The sequence below is a fragment of the Wolbachia endosymbiont (group A) of Apotomis capreana genome (assembly GCF_964027025.1).
Classification (GTDB): Bacteria; Pseudomonadota; Alphaproteobacteria; order Rickettsiales; family Anaplasmataceae; genus Wolbachia; species Wolbachia pipientis.
On record NZ_OZ034721.1, the window covers coordinates 1121887 to 1144275 of the forward strand.

Consider the following 22389-nt stretch of genomic DNA (forward strand, 5'->3'; position numbering starts at 1 on the left):
CTTTATATAATGAAATATTTAATCGGTATTAAAGGAAGATATAGTGAATCTTTATGAATTTACTTTTATAGCACAACAAGGATTGTTACAGCAAGAAGTAGAGGAGATGGTCCAAGAGCTAGCTGTTTCATTGAAAAATATTAAAGCAGATGTTATGTTCCAGCAAATCAGGGATATTCTGAAAAAAGGAAATGACAAGCTTACAACACAAGAGTTAGAAGTGCGTGCTGAAAACATTAAAGAAGGTCTAGTTGCTTACTCTGATTTCTTGGAAGATCTTACAAAAATTTTATGGGTTGAATTGGAAGAAGATCTTTCAAATTTGAAAGAAGTGAAGTCAAAAATCGATAAAGAGTTGAAAGATGACCTAAAAGATTTAGGAATAATGCAAGATTTTACAAAATTTCTAGGAGGCAGTACTAAAAGTGCGTTTATCCATAACGCAGTAAATGCTTTGAAGAGAAATATTTCAGAACATCTAATAAAGATTTTTCAAGATATTTTGAAAGATTTTAGAATAAACGGTCCAACTCAATCGAGCAAAGCGTTGGAAATGCTTTTGAAAAACATTGAAGCATCAGGATTAATCAAGTATGAACATTGGGGTCTTTTGGATTTTGCATATCACAAAAATAAAATGAAGAGCGGTCATTATTGTATAATGTGCATAAGTTCTACTGCAAGCATTCTGGATGAATTTATGCGTAGAATGAAACTTAATGAGAACGTTATTCGCCACTTTCCTGTGCAGGTTGATAAAATTTTTGAAGGTAAATCTCATATGATGAATAAACAAATTGAGGAGCAAAGCGCATAATGATGAAAAGACGAAATAGTTTTAATAATTCTTACGTATCTGTAAATAATAGGACTGGCTTTAGGCGTTCTAAAGTTTGCCCTCTTGCTGCGTCTAAAGATGAAGACATAGATTATAAGAATATAGATTTATTATCCAAGTTTACCTCTGACTATGGTAGGATATTACCTAGAAGATTAACAGGCGTATGTGCAAAAAAACAAAGGAAGTTACGCTTAGCGATTATAAGGGCACGTTTTTTAGCTCTTATTCCTTACTGTACTAAAAAAGTTTAGGTAATTTATGTTGATAATTTTAAAGGAAAATATAAGGACTTTAGGTAAGCTTGGTGAAGTTGTCAAAGTTAAACCAGGTTATGCACGTAATTTTCTTTTTCCACAAAGAAAAGCGGTGAAAGCTACCAAGGAAAATTTAACAAAGCTAGAGGAGCAACGTTTATTACTGGAAGAAGAGAATATAAAAAGATTAAATGTAGCAAAAGAGCTTGCGTTGTCACTACATGATAAGTTTGTGGTATTAATAAAGCAAGCTTCAGAGGATGGTAAAATTTTTGGTTCTGTAACAACACGTGAAATTGCGAAAATTTTACTACAAGAAGGACATGTGATAGATCACCGTAGTTTATCTTTTGGTGGAATAAGCATCAAAAACTTGGGTGAATACCAAGTAAACGTAGAATTACATAGTGAAGTAGTAGTACCAATTACTATATACGTCGTGAAATCCGAAACAGATGCAAATGAGCTAAGGCAAGTAAAATTGCAAAATCAGAAATCTGAGCAACAAGAGGCAGAGCAAGATGCGAATAAAGAAGCTGCTGATGGTGATGATAGCTGATCCCTTGTTATAGCCGAAAAGAAATGTCTGCCATGGCTAAGCTGGTGTCATCCCAGTGCTCCCCTCCTGTCATCCCAGTGCGTGACACTGGGATCCAGTTTATTTCATCATGGACATTATTTTATGCTTCTAGAATCCGTTGTCCATTGAATAATTTGCAAATACTTTTATATCTGGATTCCAGTGTCACGCACTGGAATGACACCATTATTGGAATAAATCAAAAATGATTCCCCGCTATAGCAGAAAAGAAATGTCTTCCATTTGGGAGGAAAATAATAAATTTAATATATGGCTTAAAATAGAAAAATTAGCGTGTGAAGCTCAAGCAAAGTTAGGAGTGATTCCGAATAATATTGCTGAGAACCTCTCTGGTGCTATTGAATTTGATGTTGAATGTATCAACGAAATTGAATCCATTGTAAAACATGATGTTATAGCTTTTCTGACATATGTTGCTGAAAAAGCGGGAGTTGATGTTCGTTATCTCCACTATGGAATGACAAGTTCTGATGTTTTGGATACATGCCTTGCGGTGCAACTGAAAGAGTCCTGTGATATTTTGCTCGAGAATCTAAAAAATTTACTTGCAGCATTGAAAAAAAAAGCTGAGGACTATAAAGATATTGTTTGTGTTGGACGCAGTCACGGAATGCATGCAGAACCAACAGCTCTTGGAATAAAATTTGCCAGATTTTATGCTGAATTTAAACGCAATTATCAGAGATTAATTAGCGCGCAAAAAGAAATCTCAATTTGTAAAATATCAGGTGCGGTAGGCAATTTTGCAAATGTTGATCCGTTTGTTGAAGAGTATGTAGCGAAAGAAATGGGACTCATACCTGAAACCATATCATCTCAAATCATTCCTCGTGATAGACATGCCATGTTCTTTTCAGTTTTGGGAGTGATTGCAAGCTCAATGGAAAATATTGCAATTGAAATTCGTCATTTGCAAAGAACTGAAATCGGCGAAATTTCTGAGCATTTTTCCACTGGGCAAAAGGGGAGTTCTGCTATGCCGCATAAGTGTAATCCTATTTTAAGTGAAAATTTAACTGGGCTCTCACGTTTAATACGCAGCTATGTGTTTCCTGCGTTAGAAAATGTTGCATTGTGGCACGAACGTGATATATCACACTCGTCTGTGGAAAGATGCATTGCTCCTGATGCTTGTATAACAATGGATTTTGCTTTAGTGCGATTAACAGATTTGATAGATAAATTGGTGATCAATAAGGAAAACATTGAAAAGAACTTAAATTCTTCAAAAGGTTTAGTTTTCTCACAGCGTGTATTGCTTGAGTTAGTAAATAGTGGTTTGGCGAGGGAAGAGGCGTATAAAATTGTTCAGAGCAATGCAATGAAAGTGAAACAAAACAACAGTGATTTTCTGGCCGAATTGAAACAAGATAAACTCTTACTTAAGGTTATTAACTCGGAAAAACTTGAATCTTTGTTTGATTTGAAATACTATACAAAACATGTAGGTCACATGTATAGCAAGGTTTTCAATTAGGCTGAGTAGCTCAGTTGGTAGAGCAGGAGGATCATAATCTCTTGGTCGGGGGTTCGAGTCCCTCCTCAGCCACTTGCACTAAACTATGTTTAGCAAGATAGTGCTATTGGTGAAACCCAGTGTCAACTACTTGGAGTGAGTTGTGTATCCACTCAGGTGAAGAGACAATGGATAAGAAATTGTGAAAAGGGTTTAGCTTTTGGCCTATGATCTCTTTAAATGACAGAATTTCACTACAAAACTTAACTTTCTTCTATGCAGTTAGCTAAGTCAAGAAAGGTGAATCTATCTCTTGTTGTAAACGCAAGATCGACCACTTTACAATATTGTTCTTTATTCCAACTGAGGTGCTCTGGTAAGTGTGGAATTGATAGATCTTCAAATATTTTTTGCAGGTGTTTTGCAGGTAGTAAATTTTGCTTAATTAAACTGGAAATATTATGCCATTCTTTACAAATAATCTCTTGGATTTTTTGCTGCATAATTTGCTTCTGTTCAAAAGTTCTTACAAATTCGATATTATCAAAGCACTGAGTTATATGTTTTACATCTAAAGTGGTCGGTTTGATAATCGGGTTTTGTATTGATAATATCTTTTCCTGCAAATTAGCCATGGTAATCGTCGTAACAGCAATTTTTTCGCCATGTAGTAAGGAATGATCTCTTGTTACCATTTCCATTGCGTGAGCTATCATATGCTCTCCTTGGCTTGCAGAATAGCTGCCTTTTGATATTACCATTCCAAGTCCTGAAATTAGTAGAACTTCCATAAGTAATAGGACCACTTTTCTACTTCTTTTAGTAAGCGCCGTATACTCTCTTAGCAAAATTTGCTCCAAATCGCGAACAAGTGTAAAAGGTAATTCATTGTATTCTGTGCCAAGCAACAAATGAGATAGTAGCCAGTCAGCCTGAACTGTTGAACGACAAATGAAATCTGCAAATCCGCTTAATGTGAGACGCAGTGGTGCATTGGCAAGTATGTCTATATCTATATATACTGCTCTTGGAAGATGTGCTTTGAACGATTTTTTATATCCATTTACTAATATTGAAGCATTTGCAGAGGTATATCCATTCATAGAAGCGGCTGTTGGGAACGATATATAATCTTTTTTCTCGAGGTAGCTTGCATATTTGCAGATATCGTTAACAGTGCCGCTACCAAATGCAACTATTAAGTCACTGTCTTTTGCTTTGTTTCTAACTAGATTTACGGTTTCAAGAGAGGCAGCTCTGCTTGGTGTCATGCAAGTAGCTGACACTGGGATCCAGGAAAACAACTTATGGATTCCAGTGTCACGCGCTGGAATGACAGGTGGAGCTGGAATAATTAAGTTAGGAATTTTATTAAGTACGTTTTTGTTTAAAAGTTTTGCTGTATTTTTATCTGCAACTAGAAAGACGTCATTTCCGTGTCGTGTGCATATTTCATAGATATCATCAGCAAGGTAGTAATCTGTTATTACTTCCCTTAGAAAAGTTTGTTCGGTTTGATGTAATATTTGTTTTAAATAGTGCATAGAGTGTTTACAATATAGCAGTATAAGTATTTTAAGATTGACATGAAAATTGACCCTGTAGAGCTAACTAGGAAATTGATCTCTTTTGAGAGTATAACACCAGAAGACAGCGGGGCAATAGAGTATATAGCAACAATCTTCAAGAAGAGCGGCTTTGATTGTGAAATTTTAGAGTTTGGTGATAAAGTTAAAAATCTTTATGCGAAATATATAAATGGAGTACCAAATTTGTGCTTTGCTGGGCATGTTGATGTTGTACCACCGGGTCAGTTAAAAGATTGGGCATTTGGTCCATTTAATCCAGAAGTGAGGGATGGTATATTATATGGAAGAGGGGCGGCTGATATGAAAAGCGGAGTAGCTGCGTTTATTGCTGCTATGGTAAATTTGATTGCAGAGAAGTTTCAATTTAATGGTTCGATAAGTGCATTGATTACCAGTGCTGAAGAAAGCACGGAAGAATATGGAACAAAGGCAGTTTTGGAATGGATGAAAAGTAAGCAAAAAAAGGTGGATTTCTGTGTGGTTGCTGAACCAACCAGTAGTGAGAAATTAGGTGATACCATAAAAATAGGCAGAAGAGGTTCTGTAACATTTGAATTAATTTGCCATGGAAAACAAGGGCACGTTGCCTACCCAGACCTAGCAGACAATCCAATATATAAGGTAATATCGATATTGAGTAAGGTAAAAAATACTACTTTTGATCGTGGTAATAAATATTTTCAGCCTTCACATTGCGAAGTTACTACTATCGATGTTGGAAATAATACTAGCAATCTAATACCTGGTTCAGCAACTACATGTTTTAACATTCGATATAACAATGAACAAACACCGGGTGGCCTATATAAGCTGATTGATGAAATATGCTCTAGTGTAACTAACGATTATAAGCTTTCTATGCATAGCAGCAGGGACGTTTTCCTCTCTACTCCCGATAGGAATACTGATATTATGCTTGATGCAATAAATAAAGTTACCAGTATTGATGCTGCGCTGAGCACAAGTGGTGGCACATCTGACGCTGCGTTTATCAAAGATGTTTGTCCAGTGATTGAATTTGGTATAATCAACAAAACTGCACATCAGATAAACGAATGCGTATCAGTAAACGATATACACAAGTTAACAGCTATATATAAGGAATTTATAGAAAATTATTTCAATCCCACTAATAAAATATTGAATCAGGTCAACGTAGTTAGTAATATATCTAGTGGTCCATTGTTAGCTTAGATGTAATCAGATCTCTTGCATAACTGTTGTCTGAATAACAACTGGTGTCATTCCAGCAAAATGTGTCAAGTAAGTTTTTTCGTTTCTATAGCTACTTGGATGACAAAAGAAGAAATACTAGACTTTATACCTTTTGCACTTAAATTCACATAAATCATGAATTATGCACGTTTCACACGAAGGTTTCTGTGCTTTGCAAACATATCTACCATGCAAAACTAGCCAATGATGAGCATAAAGCAGGTATTTTTTGGGAACCACATTTAAAAGAGATTGCTCTGTTTTAAACACATCTTTTTCTTTCACAAGCCCAATTCTATTGCTCACTCTAAAAACGTGAGTATCAACTGCCAATGTTGGAATGCCAAGCCCCGAATTTAAGAACACATTAGCGCTCTTTCTCCCCACTCCAGGCAAAGACACCAAATCATCAAAATTAGTAGGTACTTTGCTGTTGTATCGTTCTACCAATATTTTACTAAGCCCGATTATATTTTTTGCTTTGGAATTATATAAACCAATACTGCTTATGCATTTTTTCAGCTCACTCTGCCCAAAGCTCAGCATTTTTTCTGGCGTATCAGCGATATTAAATAGTTCTCTTGTAATTTTATTAACGCTTACATCAGTTGTCCGCGCTGATAAAACTATCGCAACCAGTAACGTAAAATGATTGGTATAATTTAGCTCTATTTTTGGCGCAGGATTTGATTGTTGAAACTTTTCAAATATTAGTTCTACTTTTTTTGAGTCCATTTCATTTACCACACCTCTTTTAAATATTTAAACAAAGAACCCCTCTTTCCCATCATACAAATACAATTTGTCCATTCTCACCACGTCAAAATTGTGTTCTTCGAGTTTGATTAGCAAGTTATTTACATCACTATTTGTAATAGCTTGCTTTTCATTATTTGCGATAAACCTACAGGTTATTTGGTCACTTGAAGGTTTTGAGTTTCCTGGCCAAATCGCAAGTCCTTTTGAGTATATTGCTATCATTTGCAGATTACTTGATTCAAATAATCCTACTATTTGATCAACATTACTGGATTTGTCCCAAGCGAGAGTTATATCACTACCCACTAGCTTTTTAACTTTGTAATCTTGTTCGTAATTGTCTTGTACTTTATTTATTTTACTATCCAAATTTATTTTACTATCCGAACCACTGCCAATTATAAGCTCAGCAGGTTTCTTTCCTAAATTATCTATAACAGCTTCTGCAAATTCTTTGGTACCAACTTTCTGTTTACTTCTTTTCTCCTTATATAAATCGGCAGTGTGTATTCCATCCTCCAAAGTCTTGAGCCATGCATCGTAGATTAGTTTTGCAGTACCCACTTGACCTATGTAAATTAGCATATGCACTGCAGCATTTAAAAGACCAGAAGGATTGGCTATGTTTTTTCCTGCAATATCAGGGGCAGAACCGTGCACTGCTTCAAACATTGCGTATTCATTCCCGATGTTGCTACTTCCGGCAAGCCCCACAGATCCAGAGGTTTGTGCGACTATATCTGATAATATGTCGCCATATAAGTTCTCGGTTACTATAACATCAAAATTCTCCGGTTCTGTTGCAACACGCGCCATTCCAATATCAACTATATAATGTTCTGCCTTTATATCTGGGTATTCCTTTGCAATGCGATCAAACGCGGCATGGAAAGTTCCGTCAGTCATTTTCATGATGTTATCTTTAGTCAGGCAAGTTACTTTTTTTCTGTTGTGTTTTTTTGCATATTCAAAAGCGTACCTGCATATCTTCTCTGAGCCAGATCTAGTAATAATTTTAGTGCATTGGTAAGAGTCACCAGTGAGCCTATGCTCTATTCCGGTGTAAACGTCCTCTTCATTTTCACGTATCACTACGATATCAAACTTATCGAATTTATTTTCTATAACAGGATGATATGAAATGCATGGTCTGATATTTGCATACAACCCTAGATTTTTTCTGAGTGCAACGTTTAAGCTTTTGTGCCCTTTACCTTGAGGAGTTGTTGTCGGAGATTTTAATAATATTTTTGTCCTTTCAATTGATTCCCAACCACTTGGAGAAATTCCGTGAGACCATTCTTTACTGTAAACACGCTCCCCTATTTCAATAATATCTATTGAGATTTCCGCTTCTGCTTCGCGCAATATCGACAGCACCGCTTCCATGATTTCTGGTCCGATACCGTCGCCATATGCAACTGTGATTAGTGTTGACATAACTTCCCTAGTTATAAATGATTTAATATTAATTTAAATAATAGAGTGGCACAAGTAGCTAATATTACCCAAGTTAGTATATTTACGGTTATTTAATAACGTATTTTTATATCATATGATGATATTATGAAATATAGGTGGGGTTATGAATACTGAAATAAATGTTAAAGTAAATTATGTAGGATTTACAAGGCGTATTGTAGCAGAAATACTTGACCTCATCATATTTTCCCCTCATTTTATCTTCGGTTTTATCTATGGTGTATTCATCGTATCATTACAAGATCAAGATAAAGACTCTTTTCAGGAACTTGCACAACTAGCAACAGAAATACCATTTATATTTTCTACAGTGGTCGCAACATTAGTACTAACAATATCCAAAATATTAATGGTAACAAAACTTGGTGGTACCCCAGGAAAACTATTGTGTGGTATGCATATTAAAGATGCTAATACATTTACAAATGTTACCCTTATGCAAGCAACAATAAGATGTATTTCTAAGGGAAGCATCTGGATTATTTTTCGCTTTTTGCTTCATCTGCATTATCATGGTTATACTTTTCTATATCTTTTAATTGTGCTAATTTTATTTTTGTTTGCAGTATTTGATCAACGCAAACAGACTTTTTACGATAAAATTGCAAAAACAGTAGTGATAGACTATAAATCTAGTTGATATTTTTCTTTATAGGTAGTACATGGATAAAAAAGTAAACTACTCAACGATGACAAGACGTACTCTAGCATTTATAGTTGATTGTATTTTATTTATCGCAATACCATTTGGTTTAATGGCGGTGGGTTTCTCACTTACACACGCAATACAAGGGATCATGGGTGCAATAATTGTAATCACCACGATTGTATTTTCTTTATTTTTAATGATACCATGTATATTTCATATATTCATGCTAGTAAAATTTGGCGGCACTCCAGGACACTTGTTATTTAGCATGCGTGTAAAAGACAAAGATACATTTGAGTCAATCACTACAATGCAAGCAATGAAAAGGACTATAGCTCTTTTTATAATTTATTGCATATCACTTTGTAATCCCATTTTATTCTTAGCTATACTAATCTTAGTTTTAGTATGTGCAGTAGGTGATGAACATAAACAAGCTTTTCACGACAAAATTGCAAACACGGTAGTGATAGATTATAAACCTAGTTGATATTTTCCTTTAGCTGTCTGCCACCAAGGGTGTCATTCCAGTGTCACGCGCTAACTTAAGGTAAATTGCCAACTTAACTATAAATATATTTTGGTAAATCCAAATTATTTTAGCTATAAGAGCGTTTTACTTTTTGCTCAGCATATCCATCATAACTGGCTTACTTTTAGTGATTCATGGAGTTAAAAAAGTCAGCATTGCTCTTTGTTAAAAGTAGTTTGTCACGTAAAAATTCCATTGCTTCAACGGGTCCCATAGGATTGAGTATCCTACGCACCACCCATATTTTATTTAGTATAGCCTTATCAACTAATAGCTCTTCCTTCCTTGTTCCGGATTTTGTAATATCAATAGCTGGAAATATACGTTTATCAGAAAGTTTTCTATCAAGTATGATCTCAGCATTTCCTGTACCTTTAAACTCTTCAAAAATAACTTCATCCATTTTTGAACCAGTCTCTATAAGAGCTGTGGCGATTATAGTTAAAGAACCCCCATTCTCAATATTACGAGCTGCTCCAAAAAAGCGTTTTGGTCTCTGCAGTGCGTTTGAATCTACACCACCAGTTAGAACTTTCCCAGACGAAGGAATAACCGCATTATAAGCACGTGCAAGTCTAGTAATATTGTCAAGTAGAATTACCACATCTTTTTTATGCTCAACCATTCTTTTAGCTTTTTCTATTACTATTTCAGCAAGCTGTACGTGACGGTAAGCAGGCTCATCGAATGTAGAACTTACTACCTCACCTTTTACAGAACGTATCATATCTGTTACTTCTTCAGGTCTTTCATCTATAAGTAACACTATTAATTCTACTTCAGGGTGATTTATAGCTATAGAGTTAGCCATTTGCTGAAGCAATACTGTTTTTCCTGTGCGAGGTGGAGCAACTACTAACGCTCTTTGCCCTTTTCCAAGAGGAGCTACTATATCTATAGCACGCATGCTTAAGCCTTTTTTATCATCACCATTATTACACTCAAGTACTATGCTTTCCTCAGGATAAAGAGGAAGCAAATTATCAAAATGGACGTACTTTCTTAATTCACTTACTTCAGTAGAGTTTATACTTTGAACCTTAGTTAAAGTAAAATATCTCTCTTTATCACCAGGTGGCCTTATTTCTCCATATGCCATATCTCCTGTACGTAAATTAAACTTCTTTATTTGCCCGTTAGAAATATAAACATCATCGGTACTTGGGGCATAATTTGCACTTGCTGAACGTAAGAAACCAAAACCATCAGGCAATATTTCCACTATTCCACTCCCTGTGGTTATGCCTCCTTCTTCACTCATTTTTTTCATTAAGCTGAATATTATTTCCTGCTTTAGCATTCTACCATTGCTTTTACCGTTAGTTGAAATTTTTCTTTCTTCAGCTAACTCTAACAATTCTTCTGCTGTTTTCTCTTTTAATTCGCTCAGATCTAATGTTTTTCTGTTTTTCTCAGTACCTTCATTGACCATCTGTTTTACTGTATCGTTATTGTAAATTTGCTCACTTTTTTCAGGTTGAGCTGTAACCTTTCCTTTTGCCAAAACATCTTCATTGATTGTTGTCATAATCCTCCAAAAATTTTAATTGATGCTTACTAACCTAAAATGTGACTATAAGATAATAAATTAGGCTGAGTTAGTTTCAGTGCGTATTAAGCTTAATTATCATTAAACCCCGTACTTTACTTACATTATACTAATAAACACTAGCAAGTCAAGTTAATTTAATGTTAACAAAACACAAAAATTTGAGGATTTTCAATAGCTATTCTTTATATTTTTTTAACCTTTCTTGCTTCTCCTCTTCTACTTTTGCTTTTTCCACTTCTGCTTCTAAATTTTCTTGACTACATAAGCCGAGTAGTACAGGATCTTGGGGTTTTATATTTTGCATGTTATGATGAGATCCATCTCTTACCTGCTCAACTGTGTAATTTGTTGTACTAATTAATTTAGCTATAACGTTATTGTCCAAGATAGGAAATTTTTTTACTAAATAATAAATCGCATCAGGTTTATCTCTACGTCTTGCCGTAGAGGCAAAGCCAAGAATGCTACCAATCGCTTTACTCCTTTTTTTTATATTTTTTATAATCAAATTTGGTACACGATTTGGATTTTTTTTGCAATCATCGATTTCTTTTTCAGTAATTATTCCAGAAATAATAGGGTTATATTTTTCTACTTCTATTTCCTCATCAGCTATGTCTTGTACTTCTTCAAGGGCCAATCTGCAACATTGTGCTATTTGATTAAAAGTTAAACCAGTGTTGTCTACTAACCAAGCAGCTATTTGCACTAGAAACTGTTTATTTCTATCGTTATTGCCCTTAGAAGATTCCATTGACATCAAAAAAGCATCTCCCATTTAAAGTATCCCTTACTGTTATACAGAGCTAAAATATAAACTATTAAAACTAAAAAAGCATTAATTTTGTCATTCAATAACTTTTTGTTTGTCACTTCCCACCTCTTAAGTTAATTAAATGCGCTTACCTTTAAGCATATTTCAAACAAAATATTTCCCCTTCCTAAGGTATAGTATAACTCAGTTAAACATATGTTCCTATTTAAGATTAGAGAGTTAAATTTTAAGTTAATATATTATATATATTATCTAATAAAGCAACAGGTTTACAAGTATTAAATTATCACTATTCTATAATTAACCATTAATTAACTGAGTTTAAAATGAATGTTAAAAATTTTTTCACTAAAATAACCGTTGTCCTTTTAGCTTGCTTGTTAATCTTTGTGGGAGTTGGCAACCTTTTATCAGGTGATGATGAAAAAGAAGAGGTAGCTAGGGTTGGAAAAGAAGTTATAACGTCAGATGAGTATAAGTCGCTATATCAAAATTATGGAAAACAAATTTCTGGATCTGATGCGAGTAGAGAACAAGTAAAAAAGCTGAAATATGATTTGCTTAACGCACTTATAGAGCAAAAACTATTGTTTAACCTAACTAGTGAGCTGGGGTTGACAGTTGGAGAAGAATCTATAAAAAACCATATTAAAAACACCAAATACTTTCAAAATGATAAAGGTGAATTTGACAAAAATAAATTCTATGAAACGCTAAATGACCTGCATATGACAGAGAAAGAGTATATAGCAAAGCTAGAGAAAGTCCTGCCTGCAATGATGTTCATGACTTCATTATTTAAAGATAATTATCCAGTAACTTTTGGCGAGAAAATTGATGAGCAGATATACAAAAGTCGCTACCAAACTAGAGTAGTTGATATTGTTAAAATAACTGAAGATGCAGTTACAAACATTCCTGAACCAGATGATCAAGCCTTACTTGATTTGTACGAAAGAAATAAATCCCATTTTTATTATCCTGAGTATCGAACTGCGCAATATATTTCCCTAGGCCAAAAGTATTTTGAAGATCAAATCAAGATCTCAGATGAAGAAGTTGATGGTATAATAGAACAACAAGAACTTAAAAATCAAAGAGATATATTCAATGCAATATTTTCTACCAAAGAAGAAGCTGAGACAGCAAGAAGAGCATTTGAGGAGGGTAAAACAAGCTTTGAACAGATAGTAGAAGAGTTTGGCAAAGCAAAACTTGAGGAAACTAGAGTAAATAATATAACTAAGGATTTTTTACCAGAAGACGTGAGAGAGAAGGTATTTGCTCTTAAAGTAGGTGAAGTAAGTGAAGTTTTAGCAAGCAGTTTTGGTTGGCACATAGTAAAAGTGGAAAGTGCGCATCAAATCTCTGATGAAGACTTAGTTGATTTAAAAAAAGACATAAAGTCAGTTCTAACTAACCAAAAGTCTTTTGAAAGAGTCAATGATTTCATAAACCAAGTGAACTATAAGATATACAATGGTTCAGAAATTGAAGAAATATTGAGTGAATATAATTTACCTATACAAACTATTGGTCCAGTAGATGCGAGTGGAAAAGATCAAAGCGGTAATAACGTAGGAGATTCTGGTGATTTGATTTCTTTCATTTTTTCGCGAGAAAAGGATCAGAAAGGTTATTTTAAGGGCGTTGGGGACGCTGTTGTTAGTGTAAAAATCATCGATATCGTTCCACCTAAATCACAAAGTTTTGAAGAAGGCAGGGCATTAGCGGTAGAGCTTTGGCGTAGTGAGTTTATAAAAGAAAGAATGTTTAAATTCGGGCAAGAGGTTGCAGTTCAACTAAGAGAAAAAACAGATTTGGAAGAAATTCAAGGTGTGGAATTAGTTAAAGGTCAGCAGATGCACCGCAATAAAGTGGATCAACAAAACTACCCCTTTTCTTTTGTAGAAGAGATTTTCAATATGAAAACAACTGGTTCAGTGACAGATCCTATTCAATACAATAATGAAATTATAATAGGTGTTCTAAAAGAAATGCATTCATCAAATGGCAAATTAAACATGCTTGACACTGGAAAACGTGTGATGATATCGCTAAAAGAGCAATTAATTAGCTATCTGGAATCAAAGTATAAAGTCGAAGTTAATCACGCTATACTTGATGATATATAGTCAAAAATCTTATAAGTTGCTTCAAACGCATCCAGTGCCCAGACACTGGGATCCAGGAATTTTATTAAGTTGGTAAGCATAAAAGTAGCCGTTTTATGTTAAAATACAACGTTTTAATGATTAAAAAAAGGCTGGATTCCAGTGTCAAGCACTGGAATGACACCATTTGCTGTGCAATTTACCTTCAAAAATGAATGTTCGTATAGCTGTGCGCCCGGCACTGCCCTACATTATTGGTAATTATATTATAAGGTGCAAAAGTTGTATAATTCATTTGACTTAAAACGGCTCATTGTATAAAATTGTGGCTAATATATGAATAAAGGTTAACATGGCAGTTAAAATAAGGTTGGCGAGGTTTGGCGCAAAGAAACGCCCTTTTTATAGGATAGTTGTAGCTGATTCACGAGCACCAAGAGATGGGCGTTTTATTGAGAAAATAGGACAATATGATCCAATGTTACCAAAAGACAATAAAAATCGTGTTGTGGTGAAAGCTGATAGATTAAAACATTGGCTAAGTGTAGGCGCGCAGGCAACTGAAAGAGTACTGTGGTTTATCAAAAAAGGCATAGTAACTTTAGAAACAGAACCAAAGAAAACAGAAAAGAAGAAAGTAGAGAACGAGAAAGCACAAGGGCAAGAGGCATAAGTCTCTTAAAATGCTAAATACTGATTTAACAAACAGCGATAAATTAGACGATATTGTATCTTCTGATTTGTCAGCTATGAATGACTTTGTCTTCAAAAATGTCAATGATGAAGATGCTAAGCTTGCTACTGATATTATATCTCATCTTGTTAGGTCAGGTGGAAAAAAAATAAGGCCTAAACTAGTTTTTATTATATGTAAAATGCTAAACTATTCTGGGGAGAATAGGATCAACGTTGCTGCATCGGTAGAGTTTATACACAATGCTACTTTACTTCATGATGATGTGCTCGATGAAAGTGAGGCACGCCATGGAGTTAAAACAGCGAATAAGATTTGGGGGAATAAATCAAGCATTTTAGTTGGTGATCTATTGTTGACTCTAGCATTTAGATGGCTTATAGAGTGTGGAAATTTAAATATTCTCTCTATTTTATCTAAAGCATCGCATTTACTTGTGAAGGGTGAAATAAAGCAGATGACAGCACGCTTTGACCCCCACACAGTCAGGGAAAATTATTTTGATATCATTGGAGAAAAGACAGCATCTTTATTTTCTGCATGCTGTGAAGCTGCATCAACAGTATCTGGTGCAACAAATGACGAAACAGAGAGGCTAAAGAATTTTGGTTTTAATTTTGGTATGGCATTTCAAATAGTTGATGATATGCTCGATTATACTGCTAATCAAGGCACTTCTGGAAAGCAAGTCGGAAAAGACTTTTTCGAAGGTAAAGTCACCTTACCTGCTATTATAGCATACGAAAAGGGCAGTCCAGCAGAGCAAAAATTCTGGGAAAAATGCTTTTCTTCAGCTAGACACAATTTTGACCAAGCATTACACTATATTAATCACCATAATGCCATTCAGCTTTCTATGGAAAAAGCTAGACACTACATTAATATGGCACAAAATGATATTAGTACTTTTTCTGATTCTTTTTATAAAACTACTTTAATTAACTTTTTAAATGCGAGCATAGAAAGACGAATGTAGCTGGCGCTTGATATTTTCAGATTAATTGTTATATATTTATTAGATTCTTAAGGGTAATGATATGTCAGATAGCAGTAAGGAGAAAAAGAAGAAGTTTGCTGATATGGTAAGTAGGCAGAAAGGTGACGACCAACAAAGTGATAACCATAAGCAAACTGATGATTTAAATGAAGATCTCAATACATTAAGAGAACGTGCAGCTCAGCTTGAAGATCATTTACGCCGTGCTGTTGCAGATAATGAAAACGTCAAACGTATAATGCAAAAGCAAATTAGCGATGCAAGTGACTACGCAGTCACAAAACTTGCACGTGATATGATCGACTCGTGCGACAATTTAAAAAGAGTAATGGAAATTTTGAAAGACGGTGATCCTGTTCATGAGGGGATTAAAGTAGCTTATCAAAAAATTATAAATGATCTAAAAAAACATGGAATAGAGGAAGTAGATCCACTTGGTGAGCTTTTTGATAGTAATTTACACCAAGCTGTTGTGGAAAGAGAAGACAATGAAAAAAAGCCTGGCACCATTGTAGAAGTACTACAAACTGGTTATACTATCAAAAATAGGTTGCTCCGTCCTGCAATGGTTATTCTTTCTAAGAAATCTGCTGATTGTGGAAGCGATTAGCATGAGGTAAATGTATAATGACAAGTATTGTCTTTTCAGGTATCCAGCCAAGTGGCGTACTACATTTAGGTAATTATCTTGGTGCAATCAAACAGTGGATAGACTTACAGGATAAATACAAATCTCTTTTTTGTATTGTCGACCTACACGCAATCACAGCAAATAAGCTTCCCGCAAGTGAATTAAAAAGTAATATTTTCAAAACAGCAGCAGCTTATATTGCATGCGGAATAGATACAGAAAAGTCCATTATTTTTAGTCAGTCCACAGTTAGTGGTCATGCAGAACTGGGCTGGCTGCTTGGATGCTATACACCAATTGGTTGGCTTAATCGCATGACTCAATTTAAAGATAAAGCTGGCAGCGATAAACAAAAAGCCTCTCTTGGATTATATAGTTATCCAGTACTTATGGCTGCAGATATATTGTTGTATCAAACTAAATACGTTCCTGTTGGTGATGATCAAAAACAGCATTTGGAGCTTGCACGTGATATTGCATCAGCTTTTAACAATCATTATAAGCTGGATTATTTCATCGTACCTGAAATCTTAACTTTGGATTGCACATCAAGGATAATGAGCTTAAGGGATGGCACAAGCAAGATGAGTAAATCTGATCCTTCAGAACATTCGTGCATTAACCTTGATGATACGGATGACTTAATTGTCAAAAAAATAGAAAAAGCAAAAACAGATTCAATTCTAGGCTTTGCTACTTTAAAGTGCCGACCAGAAATAAGCAATTTGATAAACATTTATTCAGTGCTTAGTAATGTAAATGCAGAAAAAGTATGTGAAGAAGTGAACAAACATGACATGAAGCACTTCAAAAAAGAGTTAGCTGATTTAATTATCAGTGTTATATCACCCATACGTGAGAAAATGAATGATCTTTTAAAAGACCAATTCCATTTACATGAAATATTAAAAAAAGGCACAAAGAAAGCAGCAGAAATTGCAACCCATAATATAAAAGAAATCAAGGATATTATTGGATTTGCTCAATATCTGTAAGGTTCCAAAGTGTGATGGTGCGAACCGTCATACCGCCGCGGTATCTCAGCCGCTAACACGTAGCGGGATGACGGTTTTTCAAATTGTCGGTAAATCTAAGTCAGTTTAGCTATAGGCAGCAATTTTCTGTATTTATTTTAAGTTGAAGAAAGCTCAAATGAAAAATCGTGTTTTGCTAAAAATCACAGAATGCAGTCTGGTTACAAAATTCTCTAATGGTCTTAAATAAAACTTCCAGTGAATGATTGTCAGACATATTGTGCTCTGCTGATTTTATTAAGTGTACTTCAACATCGGTTGACTTAATTTTTTCAGCTAAATTCAATGAAGTTTGATAAGGAACATCTTTATCATTAATGCTATGCAGCAAGCGCACAGGACAGTTTATATCTATTGTCTTTTTGTTTAAAAGAAGGTTCTTTCTGCCATCTTCGATCAAATTTTTAGTTATTTTGTATGTACAATGCTCTGAAGTAAAATCTATTACACCTTTAGAATCTAGTTCTTCTTTTTGCTTGCCTGACAATTGCTTGAATATCAAATCTTCAGTAAAATCGGGAGCAGACGATATACCAATTAGTGCTGCAATTTTTTCTGGAAATTGAAGGGCAGTGAGCAACATCAGCCATCCTCCCATACTTGAACCTATAATTATTTGTTTATCGCTAGTTAATTCACTCATTACTTTAGCACAATTTTTTTGCCAATCACTTATCGTGTAATCAATAAAATTACCACTTGAATGACCGTGACCAAAATAATCAAATAGCACAAGTGCTACGTCATTTTCTTGGCAAAATTTGTAAATAGCAGTTGCTTTAGTTCCATCCATATTGGATGCAAATCCACCGAAAAAAACTACAGAAGCTTTCTTTCCTTGTAGCTTTCGATATGCTATGTGACCATTATTTCCATCAAACAATTTACAATAATCCATACTACTTTGGCAAAGCAACCGGGCTATCACTCAATTGATGCAAATAACTAACTAGATCTGCAATTTCTTGTGGATTGGAAATACCTGCAAATGCCATACGTGTACCTTTTATATAGGCTTTTGGGTTCTTTAAAAAGGCAAATAGCTCCTCATACCCCCATTTTCCACCTCTTTCAAGCACTGCTTTTGAGTAATTGAATGAGTTACCAAGATGGGCCTTTTTATTTCCAACTATGTTCCATAAGTTTGGTCCTACTTTATTCATTCCACCTTTCTCAAAACTATGGCAGGCTATACATTTTTTTGCTGCTGATTTACCTTTCTCAAAGCTAGCATTCTGCATGAGCGCTCCAATATCAAGCGCCACTTGCTCGATTTTTTGCTGGAACTCATTGCTGCCAGCAGCTACTATCGTTTGGTGTTCAATCTTATATTCTTCTGGACTGTAAAGCATATCAACTACATTACTAACTATCATAATGATTAGCCCAGAAAGTAAAATCGATGCTGCAATCTTATTAAGCTCCATAGTTAATTTTTATTAAGTAATGTTACTTAAATTATGCGAATATTTTCGCAAATAGCAACCAATTACCTTGAAGCTCGCTAAAGATGAGAGTCTCTATAGCTGACCCAAGAAAGGTTTTCCTACGTCCATACCGCCGCGAACCGTCATACCGCGATTCATTCGCGGTATCTCAGCCGCTAACAAGAGATCCCGCTAACAAGTAGCGGGATGACGAGGTTCACTGCCATTAAGTTAAGGAAAGAATGGTTAAAAACTGAACTAAAAAGTCAGAAATAATTAAGGATTTATGACAAATGCTGAAACAGAATAGAGTAAACTTTAAAGCAGATAAACTCTGAAGTGTAAATTACTTAAGAAACAGTTTGTTTAGAAGTCATTTTACAGGAGCTATGGCAATAAGCTACCCAGTTATTATCAGAAGATATGAATACTACCTCTAGTCAAAATATGTGTTTTCTAACCCTTTTTTGGTAATTGAACGAACGAAGATAAGGTACCTTATGACGATCAACTTTCCTTCCCTTTCTTACCGCCAAAGTGTTCATCAAAAATAGCTTTGATAATTGATCCATAATGCAGTCAGTATCTGATTCCGTAGCAAAAATGTCGAAAGCCAAGTTTTTGATCGCGTTAAATGAGACAGATTTGTTAATGCTCCTCTTAAGCTTATCATCGGTTAAGTCCATATTCAACGCTTCTTCTACATCTTCTGTCATAACACTTTCTAGGTTGCTAATAATGATAGCTGACCAAAAATCCTGTTTAACAGACTCAACACTTTTTCCTGTAAAATTTTCTAGACTTAGTCTTCCTTTGAGTTTTGCAAAAAATGTCTCAACTCCCCAGCGTAAAAAATATAACTCCTTAAATCCTCCAGTTTGAAACTTTTGTTCATCCATTAATGATGTAGCTAACACTTCAATTTCACCAGATGGCAGTACCACTTTGAAGCGTTATTCCACTATTTTCTTGTTTTATCTTACGCTGAGCACATATGGTAACCTCAACACTAGATGGGCTTTTTTCTTCAAACATAGCATTCACTTCATTAAAAGATGATCTGGGACATCGAATGACATAAGCAATTTTTCTTTTTGTAAGGCTAGAAAGAAATTTATAAGATAAATATACAAATCAGTAAGTCATTAGTATTTACAACTTTAAGCATTTCATCTGCTAAGTTAATTTCATGAGTGTTACCTCTATCTAACACTGACCTTATGGCAACATTATTTAGCACATCTTAACAAACCGCAAAGGTTGCACTTGCATAATCACCTAAATCTTTTGGTTTTTGGTTACGTATTTTTCTTGAGCCAAATTCATTTTTTATTTCAACGCTTGTTGGTAAAATGATTTTGGAGGCATCAAGAGCTAACACTCTAAAGCCAAAACAAGTTTTAAATTTTTGGTCTTGGTAGTACAAGGAAACCACACCTTCGTTAATTTCTGAAAATGCACTGTGTTTCATTTTTTTTCTTGCTTGACTAAAAGCACTAGCAGTAACGGTATAGTCTTTTTTCCTATATAAAATAAATTCGTTTAGTATTACTTGCAGCGACTTTACACTTTTTCTTAAAATTAAGATAAATATGTCAATAAAAGATAACTTCCTCTTTCTCATAAAATCTTTTGAAGATGATTTATGGGATTCTATAAATTCTAGACTTGCCAATTCATTTTGAATAAATTTTATTACTGCCTTTTTTACTCATACTACCTTTAAACTTATTGGTATACATCATTATCCCATAAAATCTATCTTTTTTCCTTAACTTAATGGCAGTGAGACGAGGTTATCGTCATGCCGCCACGAACCGTCATACCGCGATTCATTCGCGGTATCTCTTAGCCGCTAACAAGTAGCTGGATGACGATTGTCAGGGTGTAATCCCAGTGTCCCTATGATGTCATCCCAGTGCCCAGACACTGGGATCCAGGAAAGTTTGCTTGTAAGCAAGCAAACTAGCACAGAAAGTGGTTACAACATTTTCGATGAGATTATATGGAAAACTGGATCCCAGTGTCAAGCACTGGGATGACAAAAAAAGGAGCACTGGAATGGCACCATTTGTTATGTTTAACAAAGTTCGTACTTAGCTTCATGTTAGCCATAAATATTTAAGAAATTTACCAAATAGAAAAAAAGGCAAAAGAAGCCCCATGGTTAACTAGTTCTGACACTGGTTTCCATCCAAGACGGCAGTAGCCCCTTCGGTGTCATTCCAGTGTCAAGCACTGGAATGACAAAGGAGAGCAGTGTCAGCTACTTGGATGACACCTTTTTTCTACTTAGTGTGGGTTATACAAGAAGTCTATTGTATGGCTATTGCTGGTCGTATATTACTTATAGCTTATCTATTCAAATTGCAACTTTGTTTTTCATAATTAATTATTGACAGAAATTATTAATTGGGTTATTATTAAATTATCGTTAACAAGTGAGGCAAAGAAATGATGATATCCAATAATTCTTCATTGCTAAAAGATAGTCAGGAGCTTACTAAAACTAAGCAGACTATATGGAAACCTTTAATTGCTGTTTCATTATTATCTATATTTAGTTTCATATCTGGTCAATATCTTCCTTATGTTATTATAGCAGTTTCTGGTTCTGGTCCTATTGCAGCAGTTCCTTTAGCAATTTTTGCTGTTTCTACGGTTGTTGCACTTATTTCAGTGACATATCTTGTTAAACTGGCTATTTCTAGAGATGATAATAAGAAAGAAGTAGGTCTTAATGGACAGAAATTCGGCCATACTCCATCTCAAGAACCACAAAAATTTGTGTGTAAAAATTGTACTAATCTGGAGAATAAATCAAATGTACCTACTCCTCAATCACCTCCAGTAACATTGGGTACACAACCAAATCCAAGTGTCAGTGTACCACCGCCACCACCTCCTCCATTGCCACAAGATGCTGCACTACCACCACCTCCTCCTATGCCAACTCCTGAGCAATTGAATCAAGCAAGTGGTGCAGTACCTCCACCACCACCTCCTCAAAATTCATCAACTCAACAGGGTAGTAATGATTTACTTAATAGTATAAAAAAAGCTGGCGGTAAGGCAGGTGTGAGCAAAGAACAGAAAAAAGCACGCGATGAAAAATTAAAACAAAATAGGGAAAAACGAGAAAAGAATAGTGAAGGTGAGCAAACAGATTCCAAAAATGCTTTATTTGCAGAAATAAGAGGAGGTTTTAAATTGAAACCAGTTAATAAAAATCAACAAAGCCCTGAGAAGAGTACTCCAAAAACAAAGTGTGATACGGCTTCTATTCTTGCAAGGAGAATAGCCATTGAATTCTCAGATAGTGAAAGTGAGCATTCTGATTCTATTAGCGATTCAGGTTGGACTACAGATGAAAGCAAAGACAAACAGAAAGAGATAGAGCAGAAAAAGAAGGTGCTGACAAAAAGCAGGAAAAAATCTACGCCTTCAAATTCCCAATCAGACAATAAAAAAGGAACAAGCACTCCCGAGAGTGGTTATAGATCTGATGATGACCAACAATATCCTGAAACTGCAGCTCCGCCAAGCCACCAACCAAATACAAAAAAGCCACCGATACCGCCTAAGCCTGTTAATTTAAAAACGAAACCTGAAGCTCCTCTTGCAACAACAGCGACTGAAGTGAAAGACTCATTTACTCGTTCTGTTAAGGAACGTTGTGGCATGTTTGGTAGAGCGGCTACTAAATTTGAGAGGGAATCGGTGTTACGATACGTTAAGGAAAGCACCACGCACTTCCCTTCTTTTTCAAAATAAGTTTGCCTACAAG

At 35.0% G+C, this 22389-nt stretch carries 23 protein-coding genes, 1 tRNA gene and 1 pseudogene; 17 read left to right on the forward strand and 8 right to left on the reverse strand.

All coding sequences use genetic code 11. The features are described 5' to 3' along the window. Nucleotides 1-43: 43 nt before the first annotated feature. The 6 genes from AAGD50_RS05635 to AAGD50_RS05660 all read left to right on the forward strand — a co-directional run bounded on the left by AAGD50_RS05635 (nucleotide 44) and on the right by AAGD50_RS05660 (nucleotide 3245). Nucleotides 44-817, forward strand: coding sequence for a 30S ribosomal protein S6 (locus tag AAGD50_RS05635; RefSeq protein ID WP_155969085.1), 774 nt, complete (start codon nucleotides 44-46; stop codon nucleotides 815-817). Beyond that, nucleotides 817-1092 (forward strand): 30S ribosomal protein S18, encoded by a 276-nt coding sequence (rpsR, locus tag AAGD50_RS05640; protein WP_007548890.1) that lies wholly within the window; start codon nucleotides 817-819, stop codon nucleotides 1090-1092. Before AAGD50_RS05635 ends, rpsR begins: the two co-directional genes overlap by 1 nt. Before the next feature lie 7 nt (nucleotides 1093-1099). Further along, nucleotides 1100-1654, forward strand: coding sequence for a 50S ribosomal protein L9 (rplI, locus tag AAGD50_RS05645; RefSeq protein WP_007548891.1), 555 nt, complete (start codon nucleotides 1100-1102; stop codon nucleotides 1652-1654). A gap of 32 nt (nucleotides 1655-1686) precedes the next feature. Continuing rightward, a complete protein-coding gene (locus AAGD50_RS05650; protein WP_246484351.1) occupies nucleotides 1687-1884 on the forward strand; it encodes a hypothetical protein in 198 nt (65 codons plus the stop codon). Beyond that, a complete protein-coding gene (purB, locus tag AAGD50_RS05655; RefSeq protein WP_264724002.1) occupies nucleotides 1881-3173 on the forward strand; it encodes an adenylosuccinate lyase in 1293 nt (430 codons plus the stop codon). Before AAGD50_RS05650 ends, purB begins: the two co-directional genes overlap by 4 nt. Then, nucleotides 3173-3245, forward strand: a tRNA-Met gene (locus AAGD50_RS05660). The genes purB and AAGD50_RS05660 overlap by 1 nt, the downstream gene beginning before the upstream one ends. Nucleotides 3246-3415: 170 nt before the next feature. On the opposite strand, the gene AAGD50_RS05665 is transcribed toward AAGD50_RS05660, so the two are convergent. Next, the gene (locus AAGD50_RS05665; protein WP_006279794.1) at nucleotides 3416-4696 is read right to left on the reverse strand and encodes an iron-containing alcohol dehydrogenase; all 1281 of its coding nucleotides are present in this window, start codon (nucleotides 4694-4696) and stop codon (nucleotides 3416-3418) included. 42 nt (nucleotides 4697-4738) lie between these two features. On the opposite strand from AAGD50_RS05665, the gene dapE reads away from it, so the two are divergent. Next, the gene (gene dapE / locus AAGD50_RS05670; RefSeq protein ID WP_264724001.1) at nucleotides 4739-5935 is read left to right on the forward strand and encodes a succinyl-diaminopimelate desuccinylase; all 1197 of its coding nucleotides are present in this window, start codon (nucleotides 4739-4741) and stop codon (nucleotides 5933-5935) included. Nucleotides 5936-6052: 117 nt separating this feature from the next. Here the strand turns inward: dapE and nth are convergent, their stop codons facing one another. Beyond that, a complete protein-coding gene (gene nth, locus AAGD50_RS05675; RefSeq protein WP_151807622.1) occupies nucleotides 6053-6691 on the reverse strand; it encodes an endonuclease III in 639 nt (212 codons plus the stop codon). A 27-nt stretch (nucleotides 6692-6718) separates the two neighbouring features. After that, entirely contained in the window at nucleotides 6719-8155 is a 1437-nt protein-coding gene (gene icd / locus AAGD50_RS05680) for an isocitrate dehydrogenase (protein ID WP_141456998.1), read from the reverse strand. A gap of 145 nt (nucleotides 8156-8300) precedes the next feature. On the opposite strand from icd, the gene AAGD50_RS05685 reads away from it, so the two are divergent. Both AAGD50_RS05685 and AAGD50_RS05690 read left to right on the forward strand, forming a co-directional pair. Next, nucleotides 8301-8837 carry an RDD family protein gene (locus tag AAGD50_RS05685; protein WP_264724000.1) on the forward strand — a complete coding sequence of 179 codons (537 nt, stop codon included), beginning with the start codon at nucleotides 8301-8303 and terminating at the stop codon, nucleotides 8835-8837. A 22-nt stretch (nucleotides 8838-8859) separates the two neighbouring features. Next, nucleotides 8860-9336 carry an RDD family protein gene (locus AAGD50_RS05690; RefSeq protein ID WP_006279800.1) on the forward strand — a complete coding sequence of 159 codons (477 nt, stop codon included), beginning with the start codon at nucleotides 8860-8862 and terminating at the stop codon, nucleotides 9334-9336. A 166-nt stretch (nucleotides 9337-9502) separates the two neighbouring features. Here the strand turns inward: AAGD50_RS05690 and rho are convergent, their stop codons facing one another. Together rho and AAGD50_RS05700 are read right to left on the reverse strand one after the other, a co-directional pair. Next, nucleotides 9503-10906, reverse strand: coding sequence for a transcription termination factor Rho (gene rho / locus AAGD50_RS05695; RefSeq protein ID WP_007549497.1), 1404 nt, complete (start codon nucleotides 10904-10906; stop codon nucleotides 9503-9505). A gap of 199 nt (nucleotides 10907-11105) precedes the next feature. Continuing rightward, the gene (locus AAGD50_RS05700; RefSeq protein WP_010082495.1) at nucleotides 11106-11708 is read right to left on the reverse strand and encodes a cell cycle transcriptional regulator TrcR; all 603 of its coding nucleotides are present in this window, start codon (nucleotides 11706-11708) and stop codon (nucleotides 11106-11108) included. Nucleotides 11709-12031: 323 nt separating this feature from the next. Here AAGD50_RS05700 and AAGD50_RS05705 point away from each other — a divergent pair, with 323 nt between their 5' ends. The 5 genes from AAGD50_RS05705 to trpS all read left to right on the forward strand — a co-directional run bounded on the left by AAGD50_RS05705 (nucleotide 12032) and on the right by trpS (nucleotide 17136). Then, nucleotides 12032-13840, forward strand: a complete 1809-nt coding sequence (locus AAGD50_RS05705; protein ID WP_264339500.1) for a peptidylprolyl isomerase — start codon at nucleotides 12032-12034, stop codon at nucleotides 13838-13840. A 331-nt stretch (nucleotides 13841-14171) separates the two neighbouring features. Further along, entirely contained in the window at nucleotides 14172-14492 is a 321-nt protein-coding gene (gene rpsP / locus AAGD50_RS05710; protein ID WP_006279266.1) for a 30S ribosomal protein S16, read from the forward strand. A gap of 10 nt (nucleotides 14493-14502) precedes the next feature. Continuing rightward, nucleotides 14503-15489, forward strand: coding sequence for a polyprenyl synthetase family protein (locus AAGD50_RS05715; protein WP_010962840.1), 987 nt, complete (start codon nucleotides 14503-14505; stop codon nucleotides 15487-15489). Between the two features lie 61 nt (nucleotides 15490-15550). Next, nucleotides 15551-16120: a nucleotide exchange factor GrpE gene (locus AAGD50_RS05720; RefSeq protein WP_155969407.1), complete on the forward strand. Its 570-nt coding sequence runs from the start codon at nucleotides 15551-15553 to the stop codon at nucleotides 16118-16120. Between the two features lie 17 nt (nucleotides 16121-16137). Continuing rightward, complete coding sequence (gene trpS, locus AAGD50_RS05725) at nucleotides 16138-17136, forward strand: tryptophan--tRNA ligase (protein WP_006280207.1); 999 nt, start codon at nucleotides 16138-16140, stop codon at nucleotides 17134-17136. A 175-nt stretch (nucleotides 17137-17311) separates the two neighbouring features. On the opposite strand, the gene AAGD50_RS05730 is transcribed toward trpS, so the two are convergent. The 3 genes and pseudogenes from AAGD50_RS05730 to AAGD50_RS05740 form a co-directional block, all read right to left on the reverse strand. Continuing rightward, nucleotides 17312-18073: an alpha/beta hydrolase gene (locus AAGD50_RS05730; RefSeq protein WP_012673268.1), complete on the reverse strand. Its 762-nt coding sequence runs from the start codon at nucleotides 18071-18073 to the stop codon at nucleotides 17312-17314. A 1-nt stretch (nucleotide 18074) separates the two neighbouring features. After that, entirely contained in the window at nucleotides 18075-18602 is a 528-nt protein-coding gene (locus AAGD50_RS05735; RefSeq protein ID WP_010082469.1) for a c-type cytochrome, read from the reverse strand. 440 nt (nucleotides 18603-19042) lie between these two features. After that, a pseudogene (locus AAGD50_RS05740) lies at nucleotides 19043-20298 on the reverse strand (IS4 family transposase). 181 nt (nucleotides 20299-20479) lie between these two features. Between AAGD50_RS05740 and AAGD50_RS05745 the strand changes: the two are divergent. The 3 genes from AAGD50_RS05745 to AAGD50_RS05755 all read left to right on the forward strand — a co-directional run bounded on the left by AAGD50_RS05745 (nucleotide 20480) and on the right by AAGD50_RS05755 (nucleotide 22376). After that, nucleotides 20480-20644: a hypothetical protein gene (locus AAGD50_RS05745; RefSeq protein ID WP_162829040.1), complete on the forward strand. Its 165-nt coding sequence runs from the start codon at nucleotides 20480-20482 to the stop codon at nucleotides 20642-20644. A 186-nt stretch (nucleotides 20645-20830) separates the two neighbouring features. Next, nucleotides 20831-21001: a hypothetical protein gene (locus tag AAGD50_RS05750; protein WP_156768664.1), complete on the forward strand. Its 171-nt coding sequence runs from the start codon at nucleotides 20831-20833 to the stop codon at nucleotides 20999-21001. A gap of 55 nt (nucleotides 21002-21056) precedes the next feature. Further along, nucleotides 21057-22376, forward strand: coding sequence for a WH2 domain-containing protein (locus tag AAGD50_RS05755; protein WP_264723998.1), 1320 nt, complete (start codon nucleotides 21057-21059; stop codon nucleotides 22374-22376). Nucleotides 22377-22389 lie beyond the last annotated feature (13 nt).